Annotated in this window: 12 protein-coding genes; 11 read left to right on the top strand and 1 reads right to left on the bottom strand. The window is 59.8% G+C overall.

Annotation, left to right across the window (positions count from 1 at the left end; all coding sequences use genetic code 11):
- Positions 1 to 87 precede the first annotated feature (87 nt).
- The 9 genes from ACYZT8_RS22840 to ACYZT8_RS22800 all read left to right on the top strand — a co-directional run bounded on the left by ACYZT8_RS22840 (position 88) and on the right by ACYZT8_RS22800 (position 10,699).
- The gene (locus tag ACYZT8_RS22840) at positions 88 to 816 is read left to right on the top strand and encodes a response regulator (RefSeq protein ID WP_131059773.1); all 729 of its coding nucleotides are present in this window, start codon (positions 88 to 90) and stop codon (positions 814 to 816) included.
- Positions 806 to 2,275, top strand: a complete 1,470-nt coding sequence (locus ACYZT8_RS22835; protein WP_461976140.1) for an ATP-binding protein — start codon at positions 806 to 808, stop codon at positions 2,273 to 2,275. Before ACYZT8_RS22840 ends, ACYZT8_RS22835 begins: the two co-directional genes overlap by 11 nt.
- A 226-nt stretch (positions 2,276 to 2,501) precedes the next feature.
- Entirely contained in the window at positions 2,502 to 3,761 is a 1,260-nt protein-coding gene (locus tag ACYZT8_RS22830) for a D-mannose isomerase (protein WP_461976138.1), read from the top strand.
- A gap of 117 nt (positions 3,762 to 3,878) precedes the next feature.
- Positions 3,879 to 5,180 carry an ABC transporter substrate-binding protein gene (locus ACYZT8_RS22825; protein ID WP_461976136.1) on the top strand — a complete coding sequence of 434 codons (1,302 nt, stop codon included), beginning with the start codon at positions 3,879 to 3,881 and terminating at the stop codon, positions 5,178 to 5,180.
- 83 nt (positions 5,181 to 5,263) lie between these two features.
- Positions 5,264 to 6,172, top strand: coding sequence for a carbohydrate ABC transporter permease (locus ACYZT8_RS22820; protein ID WP_010457390.1), 909 nt, complete (start codon positions 5,264 to 5,266; stop codon positions 6,170 to 6,172).
- Positions 6,165 to 7,010: a carbohydrate ABC transporter permease gene (locus tag ACYZT8_RS22815; protein ID WP_033056821.1), complete on the top strand. Its 846-nt coding sequence runs from the start codon at positions 6,165 to 6,167 to the stop codon at positions 7,008 to 7,010. Before ACYZT8_RS22820 ends, ACYZT8_RS22815 begins: the two co-directional genes overlap by 8 nt.
- A gap of 2 nt (positions 7,011 to 7,012) precedes the next feature.
- Positions 7,013 to 8,173 (top strand): ABC transporter ATP-binding protein, encoded by a 1,161-nt coding sequence (locus ACYZT8_RS22810; protein ID WP_461976133.1) that lies wholly within the window; start codon positions 7,013 to 7,015, stop codon positions 8,171 to 8,173.
- Positions 8,174 to 8,390: 217 nt separating this feature from the next.
- A complete protein-coding gene (locus tag ACYZT8_RS22805) occupies positions 8,391 to 9,737 on the top strand; it encodes a carbohydrate porin (RefSeq protein WP_461976131.1) in 1,347 nt (448 codons plus the stop codon).
- 107 nt (positions 9,738 to 9,844) lie between these two features.
- Positions 9,845 to 10,699, top strand: a complete 855-nt coding sequence (locus ACYZT8_RS22800) for a D-hexose-6-phosphate mutarotase (RefSeq protein ID WP_461976129.1) — start codon at positions 9,845 to 9,847, stop codon at positions 10,697 to 10,699.
- Positions 10,700 to 10,849: 150 nt separating this feature from the next.
- On the opposite strand, the gene ACYZT8_RS22795 is transcribed toward ACYZT8_RS22800, so the two are convergent.
- A complete protein-coding gene (locus ACYZT8_RS22795; protein WP_178083825.1) occupies positions 10,850 to 11,710 on the bottom strand; it encodes a MurR/RpiR family transcriptional regulator in 861 nt (286 codons plus the stop codon).
- A gap of 228 nt (positions 11,711 to 11,938) precedes the next feature.
- On the opposite strand from ACYZT8_RS22795, the gene zwf reads away from it, so the two are divergent.
- Both zwf and pgl read left to right on the top strand, forming a co-directional pair.
- Positions 11,939 to 13,408 (top strand): glucose-6-phosphate dehydrogenase, encoded by a 1,470-nt coding sequence (gene zwf / locus ACYZT8_RS22790; RefSeq protein WP_461955355.1) that lies wholly within the window; start codon positions 11,939 to 11,941, stop codon positions 13,406 to 13,408.
- Positions 13,395 to 14,108 (top strand): 6-phosphogluconolactonase, encoded by a 714-nt coding sequence (pgl, locus tag ACYZT8_RS22785; protein WP_131059764.1) that lies wholly within the window; start codon positions 13,395 to 13,397, stop codon positions 14,106 to 14,108. The genes zwf and pgl overlap by 14 nt, the downstream gene beginning before the upstream one ends.
- Positions 14,109 to 14,123 lie beyond the last annotated feature (15 nt).

Genomic DNA, 14,123 nt, shown 5'->3' with positions numbered 1-14,123 from the left:
TTGCCAGCGATGGGGCCCTCACAGACACATAGATTTATGATCGATCAGGCATAATCCGCCCAATTCAAACAACAAGGAAGCCGCCCCGTGAGCTCAGTCAGGTCGATTTTGTTGGTCGATGACGATCAAGAGATACGCGAGTTGCTGGACACCTACCTGACCCGCGCCGGTTTCCAGGTCCGTACCACGCCCGATGGTGCAGGCTTTCGCCAAGCGATGAACGAAGCGCCGAGCGACCTGGTGATCCTCGACGTGATGCTGCCGGACGAAGACGGTTTCAGCCTCTGCCGCTGGATTCGCCAGCACCCGCGTCAGGCGCAGGTGCCGATCATCATGCTCACCGCCAGCTCCGACGAGGCCGACCGCGTCATCGGTCTGGAACTGGGCGCCGACGACTACCTCGGCAAACCTTTCAGCCCCCGCGAATTGCAGGCACGCATCAAGGCCTTGTTGCGCCGCGCGCAGTTCGGTCAGGAGCGCTCCGGCGGTGAAGTGCTGGCGTTCGACGACTGGCGGCTGGACATGGTCAGTCACCGGTTGTTCCACATCGACGGCGAAGAAGTGATTCTCTCCGGCGCCGATTTTGCGCTGCTGAAACTGTTCCTCGATCACCCTCAGGAAATCCTCGATCGCGACACCATCGGCAACGCCACCCGAGGCCGCGATCTGATGCCGCTGGATCGCATTGTTGATATGGCGGTCAGCCGTTTGCGCCAGCGTCTGCGCGATACCGAAAAACCGCCGCGGCTGATCCGTACCGTGCGCGGCAGCGGCTACCAACTGGCAGCCAATGTGGTTGCCAGTAATGGCCACTGAGTTTCTCCGCAAGCTCGCCGCCCGCGTGCCGGTGCCGCGTTCGCTGCTCGGGCGCATGTTGCTGCTGACCTTGCTGGCCGTGTTGTTCGCGCAGACCTTGTCGAGCGTGATCTGGGTGTCGCAACTGCGCGCCACCCAGCTCGAAGGCCTGGTGACCAGCGCCCGCAGCCTTGCCCATTCGATGACGGCCAGCGTCAGTTACTTTCGCTCGCTGCCGGTGGCGTTTCGTCCCTTGGTGCTCGACCAATTGCGCAGCATGGGCGGCACCCGTTTCGTGGTGACGCTCAACGACAAACCCTTGGGCATGGAAGTGCTGCCGATCACCCCGCGCAAGGAAGCCGTGCTCAAGGCGGTGGACCAGGTGTTGCGCGAGTCTCTCGGCCAAGACACGGATATTTCGGTGACCTTCGTCAGCCCCGAAGACCTGCGGATCTTCAACAGCGGGCTGAAACTCGATGAATTGCCGCGCTCATGGGCGCATTACGCGCTCACGCTGGAGCCGGTGAACCCGCCCGTGCTGGTCACGCAAATCCAGATGGCCCCGGGTGAGTGGCTGTACATCGCCTCACTCTTGCCCGAGCCTTACACCAGTCTTGAGGAGCAAGGCCTGCCGGCGCAGCAAGTCTGGTTCATCGTGCTCACCAGCGGCTTCTTGCTGTTGTTCATTGGCCTGCTGGTGCACTGGCAGAGTCGTCCGCTTAAACGCCTGGCGCGGGCGGCGCGGGACATGTCCCTCGGTGCCGAAGTCGAGCCGGTGGCCGAAGGCGGCGGCAGTGAAGTGGTCGAAGTGGGCCGCGCTTTCAATGCGATGCGCGAACGCATCAGCCGTTACCTGACCGAACGCAGCCAATTGTTCAGCGCCATCTCCCACGACTTGCGCACGCCAATCACTCGCTTGCGGTTGCGGGTCGAATTGCTCGAAGACGAAACGCTGCAAGCCAAATTCGGTCGCGATCTCGATGAGTTGGAGCTGCTGGTCAAGGGCGCGCTGCAATGCGTGAAAGACACCGACATTCACGAAAACATCGAACCGGTGGACCTCAATCATGTGCTCGATTGTTTGGTGGAGCCGTACCTGGCGCCCAACGGCAATGGTCGCGTGACTCAGCAGGGCCGGGCGCTGGCGGCGTATCCGGGCAAACCGCTGGCGCTCAAGCGCTGCATCGGCAACCTGATCGACAACGCGTTGAAGTATGGGCAGAACGCGCATTTGCATATCGATGACGACGAGAGCGCCTTCATCCTGCATGTCGATGACGAAGGGCCGGGTGTGCCGGAGCAGCGGATGGAGCAGGTGTTCGAACCGCACTTCCGCCTGAGCGGGCAGCAGCAGGGATATGGGTTGGGCTTGGGCATTGCGCGAAACATTGCGCATAGTCATGGCGGTGAGGTCAGCCTGCAAAACCTGCGTGAAGGCGGGTTGCGGGTGACGTTGCAGTTGCCTCGTTCGATCGATTAACACTGACCCTGTGGCGAGGGAGCTTGCTCCCGCTGGGGCGCGAAGCGGCCCCTAAAAGAAGGACTGCTGCGCAGTCCAGCGGGAGCAAGCTCCCTCGCCACAAATAATCACCCCGCACAAAATCTGAATGTCACAACCCAGTGACATAACTCGCCCCCTTCGTTACAAGCCCGCCCCCGCCCGTTGTTTAGACTGCCCCCAGTCAAAACAACAAAAAAGGCACCCCATGGACACCTTCCAACCTGCTTTCAGCAGTTGGCTCAACGCACCTGCCCATCAGCAATGGCTCGCTGCCGAAGGCCTGCGCCTGCTCGCATTTGCCAAGGCTTCAAAGCTTGCCGAAGGCTTCGGCAATCTGGATGAAAAGGGCCGGCTCCCGGCCAACGCCGAAGCCGAAACCATGAACACCGCACGCATGACCCACAGCTTCGCCATGGCACACATCCAGGGCTTGCCGGGTTTTGCCGAGCTGGTCGATCACGGCATCAAGGCGCTCAGCGGCCCGTTGCGAGATGCCGAGCACGGCGGCTGGTTTGCCGTTGCCCATCATCGCGATGGCAACACCGGCAAGGCCGCTTACCTGCACGCCTTCGTGGCCCTCGCCGCCAGTTCCGCAGTGGTCGCGCAACGCCCCGGCGCACAAGCCTTGCTCGATGACGCGATCAACATCATCGACACGCATTTCTGGAGCGAAGAGGAGGGTGCCATGCGCGAATCCTTTGATCGCGACTGGAGCGCTGAAGAAGCCTACCGCGGCGCCAACAGCAACATGCACGCCACCGAAGCCTTTCTCGCCTTGGCCGATGTCACCGAAGACAACCGCTGGCTATGCCGCGCTCAACGCATCGTCGAGCGAGTCATTCATGGTCACGCCGCGGCCAACGATTACCTGGTGGTCGAGCATTTCAATCGCGACTGGCAGCCGCTGCGCGAGTACAACCACGACAATCCAGCCGACGGTTTTCGACCCTACGGCACCACGCCGGGCCACGGGTTCGAGTGGGCGCGGCTGTTGCTGCACCTCGAAGCCGCGCGGGGGCAGGCCGGGATGCTCACGCCGGGTTGGCTGGCGACGGACGCGCAAAAACTCTTTGATAACAATTGCCGTCACGGCTGGGATGTCGACGGGCTGCCCGGGATTGTCTACACCCTCGACTGGGACAATCGCGCGGTGGTTCGCCATCGTTTGCACTGGACCCATTGCGAAGCCAGCGCTGCCGCCAGCGCGCTACTCAAACGCACCGGCGACGAACAATACGAGCGCTGGTACCGACTGTTCTGGGAATTCTGTGACAGTCATTTCATCGACCGCTGCGATGGCAGTTGGCACCATGAGCTCGATCCGCAAAACAGCCCGAGCGCCGATATCTGGGCCGGCAAACCCGATCTGTATCACGCCTGGCAAGCCGTTCTGATTCCGCGCCTGCCGTTGGCGCCGAGCATGGCGACTGCCTTGGGGCAGTTGTCCCAGAGCGCTCCTGTGTAACCATGTGGTGACATTCAAGCGTCCCTTCGTTACCTGCGAGGGGATAACTCCTGTTTAAAATCGTATGCAGCGCAAGCACCAGACTTGCATGCATAACAACAAGAAAGGTAATTCTAGATGAATGCGATTTCTCGCCTCGCTACTGTCATTTCTCTTGCCTCATTGCTTCCTATCTCTGCATTCCCTGTCAGTGCACTTGCCGCCGATTCCAAAGGATCGGTAGAAGTCGTTCACTGGTGGACGTCCGGTGGCGAAAAAGCGGCCGTTGATGTGCTCAAGGCCCAAGTCGAAAAAGACGGTTTCACCTGGAAGGACGGCGCAGTCGCCGGTGGTGGCGGTGCTACGGCCATGACCGTACTCAAAAGCCGCGCCGTTGCCGGTAACCCGCCGGGCGTAGCGCAGATCAAAGGCCCGGACATCCAGGAATGGGCGTCGACCGGTCTGCTCGACACCGACGTCTTGAAAGACGCTGCCAAGACCGAGAAGTGGGACAGCCTGCTCGACAAGAAAGTCTCCGATACCGTGAAGTACGAGGGTGACTACGTGGCCGTGCCGGTGAACATTCACCGCGTCAACTGGCTGTGGATCAACCCGGAAGTCTTCAAGAAAGCCGGCATCGAAAAAGCGCCAACCACCCTCGAAGAATTCTACGCGGCCGGTGACAAGCTCAAGGCAGCGGGCTTCATTGCCCTTGCTCACGGCGGCCAGCCTTGGCAGGACAGCACCGTGTTCGAAGCGGTGGTCCTTTCGGTCATGGGCGTCGACGGCTACAAGAAAGCCCTGGTAGACCTGGATAACGCTGCACTGACCGGTCCTGAAATGGTCAAGGCGCTGACCGAGCTGAAGAAAGTCGCGACCTACATGGACGCCGACGGCAAAGGCCAGGACTGGAACCTGGAAGCGGCCAAGGTCATCAACGGCAAGGCCGGCATGCAGATCATGGGTGACTGGGCCAAGAGCGAGTGGACAGCGGCCAAGAAAGTCGCCGGCAAGGACTACGAGTGCGTAGCGTTCCCGGGTACCGACAAGGCCTTCACTTACAACATCGACTCCCTGGCCGTGTTCAAGCAGAAAGACAAAGGCACTGCTGCCGCTCAGCAGGACATTGCCAAGGTCGTGCTGGGTGAGAACTTCCAGAAAGTGTTCAGCATCAACAAGGGCTCGATCCCGGTTCGAATCGACATGCTGAACGACATGGGCAAGTACGGTTTCGACTCCTGCGCCCAGACCGCTGCCAAGGATTTCCTGGCGGACGCCAAGTCCGGCGGCCTGCAGCCGAGCATGGCGCACAACATGGCGACCACGCTGGCAGTACAAGGCGCGTTCTTTGATGTCGTGACCAACTTCATCAACGATCCGAAAGCCGATCCGGCCACTGCCGCCAAACAACTGGGCACTGCCGTTAAAGCTGCCAAGTAATGCTTGGCCTGTAGGAGCCCGCAGCAAGCCGGCTCCTACAAAGGGCCTGCATGTAATCCTTTTTCTACGTACGGGATCTTCCCATGAGTTCTGTTGCTGTGTTCAGCAAGGCCTCGCCGTTCGATGCACTGCAGCGCTGGCTCCCCAAACTGGTGCTGGCGCCGAGCATGTTCATCGTCCTGGTGGGCTTCTATGGCTATATCCTGTGGACGTTCATCCTGTCGTTCACTACGTCGACTTTCCTGCCGACTTACAAATGGGCGGGACTGGCGCAATACCAACGGCTGTTCGACAACGACCGCTGGTGGGTAGCGAGCAAGAACCTCGCAGTGTTCGGCGGCATGTTCATCGGCATCACCCTGGTGATCGGCGTGTTGCTGGCGGTGTTTCTTGATCAGCGCATTCGTCGCGAAGGCTTCATTCGCACCATTTACCTGTACCCGATGGCGCTCTCGATGATCGTCACCGGTACCGCCTGGAAATGGTTGCTCAACCCGGGCATGGGCCTGGACAAATTGCTGCGGGACTGGGGCTGGGAAGGCTTTCGCCTGGACTGGCTGATTGACCCGGATCGCGTCGTGTATTGCCTGGTGATTGCTGCGGTATGGCAAGCCTCGGGCTTCATCATGGCGATGTTCCTCGCCGGCCTGCGTGGCGTTGATCAATCGATCATCCGTGCCGCCCAGATCGACGGCGCGAGCATGCCGCGCATCTACCTGAAAGTGGTGTTGCCGAGCCTGCGCCCGGTGTTCTTCAGCGCAGTCATGATCCTGGCTCACATCGCGATCAAGAGTTTCGACCTGGTGGCGGCAATGACCGCCGGTGGTCCGGGTTACTCCTCCGACCTGCCTGCGATGTTCATGTATTCCTTCACGTTCAGTCGCGGCCAGATGGGCATGGGTTCGGCCAGTGCAATTCTGATGCTCGGTGCGATTCTCGCAATCATCGTGCCTTACCTGTACTCCGAGCTGAGGACCAAGCGCCATGACTAGTTTCGCTGCCAAACCTTCCATCAGCCTGAGTCGCATCGCGATCTACGGCGTGTTGATCCTTGCGGTATTCCTGTACCTGATTCCGCTGGTGGTCATGCTGTTGACCAGTTTCAAGACCCCGGAAGACATCAACTCCGGCAACCTGCTGAGCTGGCCGACCGTGGTCAGCGGCATTGGCTGGGTCAAGGCCTGGGGCACGGTTGACGGGTACTTCTGGAACTCGATCAAGATCACCGTCCCGGCGGTAATGATCTCCACCGCCATCGGTGCGCTGAACGGCTATGTGCTGTCGATGTGGCGCTTCCGTGGCTCGCAGTTGTTCTTCGGTTTGTTGCTGTTCGGTTGCTTCCTGCCGTTCCAGACCGTCCTGCTGCCGGCCTCATTCACTCTCGGCAAGATGGGCCTGGCCAGCACCACGACGGGCCTGGTGTTCGTGCATGTGGTCTACGGCCTGGCGTTCACCACACTGTTCTTCCGTAACTACTACGTCAGCGTTCCCGATGCGCTGGTGAAGGCGGCGCGGCTCGATGGTGCGGGTTTCTTCACCATCTTCCGCTTGATCATCCTGCCGATGTCCACCCCGATCATCATGGTCTGCCTGATCTGGCAGTTCACCCAGATCTGGAACGACTTCCTGTTCGGTGTGGTGTTCTCCAGCGGTGACTCGCAACCCATTACGGTGGCGTTGAACAACTTGGTCAACACCAGTACCGGGGCCAAGGAATACAACGTTGATATGGCGGCGGCGATGATCGCCGGGCTGCCGACCCTGCTGGTCTATGTGGTCGCAGGCAAGTATTTCGTGCGCGGGCTGACGGCCGGCGCAGTCAAGGGGTAATCATGGCTACGCTCGAACTTCGCAATGTAAACAAGACTTATGGCCCCGGCCTGCCGGACACCCTCAAGAACATCGAACTGTCGATCAAGGACGGTGAGTTCCTGATCCTTGTCGGACCTTCGGGTTGCGGCAAGTCGACCCTGATGAATTGCATCGCCGGCCTTGAGACCATCACCGGCGGCGCGATCATGATCGGTGATCAGGACGTCAGTGGCATGAGCCCGAAAGACCGCGACATCGCCATGGTGTTCCAGTCCTACGCGCTGTACCCGACCATGAGCGTGCGCGAAAACATCGCCTTTGGCTTGAAGATCCGCAAAATGCCCGCCGCCGACATCGAAGCGGAAGTGGCGCGGGTGGCCAAACTGCTGCAGATCGAACACCTGCTCAACCGCAAACCCGGCCAGCTCTCTGGTGGTCAGCAACAGCGCGTGGCCATGGGCCGTGCCCTGGCGCGTCGGCCGAAGATTTACCTGTTCGACGAACCGCTGTCCAACCTCGACGCCAAGCTGCGGGTCGAGATGCGTACCGAAATGAAACTGATGCACCAGCGCCTGAAAACCACCACGGTTTATGTGACTCACGACCAGATCGAAGCGATGACCCTGGGCGACAAAGTGGCGGTGATGAAGGACGGGATCATCCAGCAGTTCGGCACGCCGAAAGACATCTACAACAACCCGGCCAACCTGTTCGTCGCGAGCTTCATCGGCTCGCCGCCGATGAACTTCATCCCGCTGCGTTTGCAGCGCAAGGACGGCCGTCTGGTGGCGCTGCTCGACAGTGGCCAGGCGCGTTGCGAATTGCCAATGGGCATGCAGGACGCCGGCCTCGAAGATCGCGAAGTGATCCTCGGCCTGCGCCCGGAACAGATCGTGCTGGCGAACGGCGAGCCCAATGGTTTGCCGACCATTCGCGCCGAAGTCCAGGTCACCGAACCGACCGGTCCCGACACCCTGGTGTTCGTCAATCTCAACGAAACCAAGGTCTGCTGCCGCCTGGCGCCGGACGTCGCGCCGAACGTGGGCGAGACCCTGACCCTGCAATTCGATCCATCGAAAGTGCTGTTGTTCGATGCCAAGACCGGGGAGCGCCTGGGGGTGGCCGGCCTGCCAAAAGCCGAGAGCCACAGCGCCAACGTCACACAATTCAAAGGCCGCTGAAGATAGTTGTAGGAGTGGGATTCTGTGGGAGCTGGCTTGCCCGCGATGCAAGCGACTCGGTTCAACGTCGAACCGAGCTGATGCCATCGCAGGCAAGCCAGCTCCCACAAAAGCCGCTCCTACAGGGGGATATGCGGTGAGCGGCCTGTCGCTCTCCGCACCTGATGTAACCGCGTTAAATAAAAACAGTTAATAACAATAAAACGAGGATGTAGGGATGAAGAAGAAGAACAACGCTCAGCTTATCTGCCAGTTGTCAGCAGTAGCGGCAATGATGCTGGCCGGCAGTGTGCATGCAGCTGACGCGTTCAGCGCCGATTCCGAATGGATGACCGGTGATTGGGGTGGCGAGCGGACCAAGCTGATCGAGCAAGGTATCGACATCAAGATGGACTATGTCGGTGAAGTCGGCGGCAACCTCCACGGTGGCTACAACAACGACAAGACCGCGCGTTACGCTGACCAGTTTGGCCTGGGCGTGGCGCTGGACCTGCAAAAACTCTGGGGCTGGGATAACACCCAGGCCAAGGTCCAGTTCACCAACCGTAACGGCGAAAACATCTCCAATGACCGTGTTGGCGATCCGCGTGCCGGCACCTTGAGTTCCTCCCAGGAAGTCTACGGCCGTGGCCACATGGTCCGTCTGACCCAGTTGTGGATCAAGCATCAGTTCCTCGACGGCAAACTGGACGTCAAGGCCGGTTACTTCGGCGAAGGCGAAGACTTCAACACCTTCCCTTGCGAGTTCCAGAACCTGGCGTTCTGCGGCTCCCAAGTGGGTAACTGGGCGACCAACATCTGGTACAACTGGCCGATCAGCCAGGCCGCGATCCGCGTGAAGTACAACATCTCGCCTGAGTGGTATGCGCAGATCGGCGCGTACAACCAGAACCCGTCGCAACTGGAGCACGGTAACGGCTTCAAGCTCAGCGGCAGTGGTACCAAAGGCACCGTGTTGCCGGTCGAACTGGTCTGGCTGCCTAACCCTGGCAACCTGCCGGGCGAATACCGTGTCGGTTACTACAAAAGCACGGCCAATGCCGATGACGTCCGCGAAGATGCCAACGGCAATGATGCGGCCACCAGCGGCAACGCCTATCGCAGTCACGATAGCAAGTCCGGCTACTGGTTCGTGGCGCAACAACAACTCACCAGTCACAACGGTGACAAATCTCGCGGCCTGAACATTGCTGCCAACGCCACGTTCCACGACAAGGACACCAACTTCGTCGACAACTACCAGTCGCTGATGTTGGTGTACAAGGGGCCGTTCGATGCACGTCCGAAGGATGACTTCGGTATCGGTGCCGCGCGTATCCATGTCAACGATGACGTGAAGAAAAACTCTGAACTGGTCAATGCCTCCAACAATGTCACTGACTATCAGGACCCGCTGTTCGCGCCGCTGCGTAACACTGAGTACAACTACGAGATCAACTACGGCTTCCACGTTACCAACTGGCTGACCGTGCGTCCTAACCTGCAATACATCACTCACCCGGGCGGTGTGGATGAAGTCGATAACGCGTTGGTGGCCGGCCTGAAAATTCAGTCGGTGTTCTAACGCTGTTGCGATAAGCTCCTCTCTATGTGCGCATTTTTGCGGACAGCCTTGGCTGTCCGCTTTTTTTTGGGGCGGCGCACCCCGAGTGATTTTCAGGACCGTGGCACATGCATGAGCATCCGCTACAACGCTTCTTCAAATCCTTGCGCGAACGTCCGGTGTTTGCGTGGGAGCGCTATCAGAAGCGCGACGTGCTGGTGATCGACCATCCGCTGTGTCAGGCGGTGTTCAGTCGTCAGGGCGCGCAGTTGCTGCACTTCCAGCCAAAGGGCCAGAAACCCTGGCTCTGGTGCGCGGCGAAGTGGCCGCAAGTCGGTGCGATTCGTGGCGGCGTGCCGGTGTGCTGGCCGTGGTATGGCCGTCATCCGAGCGAAAACGCCTGGCCTTCCCATGGCTGGGCGCGGTTGATCGACTGGAAGCTGCTCGACAGCAGCCATGACGACGATGGCGTGCGGCTGCACTGGCAGCTTCAACTGTGCGACTGGCAAGTGGACCTGCATGCACACCTTGGCGAACGCCTGGATCTGCGCCTGAGCACCGAGCATCAGGACAGCCTGCCGTGCCAATTGAGCCAGGCGTTGCATGCCTATTGGCGTATTGGTGATGTCGGCGAGATAGCGCTGTCTGGTCTCGACGGAGCGCAGGGTTACGACCAGTTGAACCGCCAGGTTTGCCAGCAGGAGGGCGAGTTGAGGGTCGACGGTGGATGTCAGCGGGTGTTCCAGCATGACGGTGAATTGCAGCTCAAGGACCACGCCTGGCAGCGGGAATTGTGTATCGACACCGGTGACCATGCGGACACGGTGGTCTGGCATCCCGGCTCGCGGCCGTTGCTTGGGGTGAGTTGGAACGAGATTTCGGAGTTTGTTTGTGTTGAGGCGGCGAGTGGCGGGACGGACAGTTTGAGCCTGGCGCCGGGGCAGAAGGCGCATTTGAGTTTGCAGGCAAGGGTGGGGCTTTAGTCCAAAATCTACGGTGTGGCGCTGGGCCTCTTCGCGGGCAAGCCCGCTCCCACAGGAATTTGCGGTGCACACAAGTTTATGTTCACTGAAGATCCCTGTGGGAGCGGGCTTGCCCGCGAAGAGGCCAGGTCAGGAAATGAAGATGCTGGCCTAGTTAAACTCATCCCCAACCGGATACCGACTCGCATTCAGGCTCTCTTTGATCTTGCGCAAATGCGGCTGGAAATCCACGCCCCGGCGCAAGGTCATGCCGGTCGCCAGTACATCCAGCACGGTCAATTGAATGATCCGCGACGTCATCGGCATATAGATGTCGGTGTCTTCCGGCAGCGGAATGTTCAGGCTCAACGTACTGGCCTTGGCCAGTGGCGAGTTCTCCGCGGTCAAACCGAGCACCGAAGCGCCATTCTCCCGGGCGATACGCGCTACTTCCACCAATTCGCGGGTGCGGCCGGTGTAGGAAATGATCACGAACAACTCGCCGGTATGCGCCACCGAGGCAATCATGCGTTGCATCAGCACGTCGGCATGGGCAGTGACGGCCAGGTTGAAGCGGAAGAACTTGTGCTGTGCATCCAGCGCCACCGGGGCCGAGGCGCCGAGGCCGAAGAAGTGAATTTGCCGGGCCTGGATCAACAGGTCGACGGCGCGGCTGATCAGGTTCGGGTCCAGCGCCTGCAAGGCACTGTCCAAAGAGGCGATGGCGCTGCCGAAAATCTTCTTCGTATACGCTTCAGGATTGTCATCGGCCTCGACCGCACGGCTGACATACGCCGCGCCGCTGGCCAGGCTCTGGGCCAACTGAAGTTTGAGTTCCGGGTAACCGCTGACGCCGAATGAACGGCAGAAACGGTTGACCGTCGGCTCGCTGACCTTTGAGGCCTGGGCGAGGGCGGCGATGCTGAACCGGGTGGCCTGCTGTGGGTTGAGCAGGATCACTTCGGCGACTTTGCGTTCAGCCTTGTTCAGGTCTTCAAGGCGATTCTGGATCTGTTCCAGTAGATTTCGCACGCGGTCCATTTCATGTTCCTTAGGTCAGCAGCGCAAATAAGCGTTCGGCTAATGCAAATTGGGCCTTTGGTGCGGCCCGTAACGGTGGCCTATCCTACTGATGGCTCCGACCGACCACCACTCGGAATCTGTATTTTGCGAAAATGTTGTGGTTATTACTACATTTTCCCTTGAGTGATGCCTTGAAAAAAGGTATTTGTAGCTTAACTTGATAAAAGAACAAACATCATGCCTTCGATTACGGTTGAACCGTGCACCTTTGCCTTGTTCGGCGCCCTTGGCGATCTGGCCCTGCGCAAACTGTTTCCTGCCCTCTATCAACTCGATGGCGCAGGCCTCTTGCACGAGGATACGCGCATTATCGCGCTGGCCCGTGAGCCTGGCAGCGAGCAGGAACACCTGGCGTTCATCGCCTCCGAACTGCGCCGTTACGTGGGTGCCAAAGAGCTGGACGAAGCTGTGGTCGAACGCTTCCTGGCCCGCTTGAGCTACCTGCATGTCGACTTTCTCAAGGCTGACGATTACGTCGCCCTGGCCGAAATGGCCGGCAGCGCTCAGCGTGTGATTGCTTACTTCGCCACACCGGCTGCTGTTTACGGTGCGATCTGCGAGAACCTGGCGAAGGTCGGCCTGACCGAAAACACCCGCGTCGTGCTGGAAAAACCCATCGGTTCGGACCTGGAATCCTCGCGCAAGGTCAACGACGCCGTGGCGCAGTTCTTCCCGGAGAACCGCACCTACCGCATCGACCACTACCTGGGCAAAGAGACCGTCCAGAACCTGATTGCCCTGCGTTTCGCCAACAGCCTGTTCGAAACCCAGTGGAACCAGAATTACATCTCCCACGTGGAAATCACCGTGGCCGAGAAGGTCGGTATCGAAGGCCGCTGGGGTTACTTCGACAAGGCCGGTCAGCTGCGGGACATGATCCAGAATCACCTGCTGCAACTGCTCTGCCTGATTGCCATGGACCCGCCGGCCGACCTGTCCGCCGACAGCATCCGTGACGAGAAAGTCAAAGTGCTCAAGGCCCTGGCGCCGATCAGCCCGGAAGGCCTGACCACGCAAGTGGTGCGCGGCCAGTACATCGCCGGGTACAGCGAAGGAAAATCAGTACCGGGGTATCTGGAAGAACCTAATTCCAACACCCAGAGCGACACCGAAACCTTCGTCGCCCTACGTGCCGACATCCGCAACTGGCGCTGGGCCGGCGTGCCGTTTTACCTTCGTACCGGCAAGCGCATGCCGCAGAAACTGTCGCAGATCGTCATCCATTTCAAGGAACCGTCGCACTACATCTTCGCCCCCGAGCAGCGACTGCAAATCAGCAACAAGCTGATTATCCGCCTGCAACCGGACGAAGGCATTTCCTTGCGCGTGATGACCAAAGAACAAGGCCTGGACAAGGGCATGCAGCTGCGCAGCGGTCCGTTGCAGCTGAATTTTTCCGACACCTATCGCAGCGCACGGATTCCCGATGCCTACGAGCGGTTACTGCTGGAAGTAATGCGCGGCAATCAGAACCTGTTTGTCCGTAAAGATGAAATCGAAGCCGCGTGGAAGTGGTGTGACCAGTTGATCGCCGGGTGGAAAAAATCCGGTGATGCGCCCAAGCCGTACGCGGCCGGGTCCTGGGGACCGATGAGCTCCATTGCTCTGATCACGCGGGACGGGAGGTCGTGGTATGGCGATATCTAATTTGCAACTGCCTCAGGGCGTCAGCGCCCATGAGTTCAAGAGCCCGGTGCTGCTGGCCGATGGTTTGGCGCTGAATGTGGCCAAGCACCTGAGTGACGCCATCGATGCTCGTGGCACTGCGACGCTGGTGGTGTCCGGTGGCCGTAGCCCAGTGGCGTTTTTCCAGAACCTGGCCAAGCAGAAACTGGACTGGTCCAAGGTGGTCATCACCCTGGCCGACGAGCGCTGGGTGCCGGTCGAGCACGCCGACAGCAATGCCGGCCTGCTAAAGCGTTATCTGCTGCAAGGCCCGGCGGCCAAGGCTCAGTTTCTGAGCCTGTACAGCGCCACCGCGAACCTTGAGCTGGCAGCCGAGCAGGCCGACCGCTTGCTCGCCGAGTTGCCGCCGATCGATGTGCTGATCCTCGGCATGGGCGATGACGGTCACACCGCCTCGTTGTTCCCCAACAGCCCAAACCTGGCTGACGCCTTGAAAGTCGACGGCACACGTCGTTGCTATCCGATGCTGGCGCCGACCGTGCCGCATCAGCGCCTGACCATGAGTCGCGCGCTACTGGCCTCGGCCAAGACCACCGTTCTATCGATTTCCGGTCAGTCCAAGCTGACCACCCTGAGTGCCGCATTGGCCGGTGACGATGTCGCCGCCATGCCGATTCGCGCGTTTCTGCAACCTACGTTAGAGATTTACTGGTGCCCATGAGCCAAGGAACAGCCG

The organism is Pseudomonas sp. LB3P93 (genome assembly GCF_054898025.1).
Note: the sequence above shows the minus strand (reverse complement) of the source record. Positions and strands in the feature narration are given on the sequence as shown.

Excerpts from the sequence above, each read along its gene's own strand:
- ACYZT8_RS22835 (WP_461976140.1), top strand. The coding sequence starts at position 806 with ATGGCCACTGAGTTTCTCCGCAAGCTCGCCGCCCGCGTGCCGGTGCCG.
- ACYZT8_RS22830 (WP_461976138.1), top strand. The coding sequence starts at position 2,502 with ATGGACACCTTCCAACCTGCTTTCAGCAGTTGGCTCAACGCACCTGCC.
- ACYZT8_RS22825 (WP_461976136.1), top strand. The coding sequence starts at position 3,879 with ATGAATGCGATTTCTCGCCTCGCTACTGTCATTTCTCTTGCCTCATTG.
- ACYZT8_RS22820 (WP_010457390.1), top strand. The coding sequence starts at position 5,264 with ATGAGTTCTGTTGCTGTGTTCAGCAAGGCCTCGCCGTTCGATGCACTG.
- ACYZT8_RS22815 (WP_033056821.1), top strand. The coding sequence starts at position 6,165 with ATGACTAGTTTCGCTGCCAAACCTTCCATCAGCCTGAGTCGCATCGCG.
- ACYZT8_RS22810 (WP_461976133.1), top strand. The coding sequence starts at position 7,013 with ATGGCTACGCTCGAACTTCGCAATGTAAACAAGACTTATGGCCCCGGC.
- ACYZT8_RS22805 (WP_461976131.1), top strand. The coding sequence starts at position 8,391 with ATGAAGAAGAAGAACAACGCTCAGCTTATCTGCCAGTTGTCAGCAGTA.
- ACYZT8_RS22800 (WP_461976129.1), top strand. The coding sequence starts at position 9,845 with ATGCATGAGCATCCGCTACAACGCTTCTTCAAATCCTTGCGCGAACGT.
- zwf (WP_461955355.1), top strand. The coding sequence starts at position 11,939 with ATGCCTTCGATTACGGTTGAACCGTGCACCTTTGCCTTGTTCGGCGCC.
- pgl (WP_131059764.1), top strand. The coding sequence starts at position 13,395 with ATGGCGATATCTAATTTGCAACTGCCTCAGGGCGTCAGCGCCCATGAG.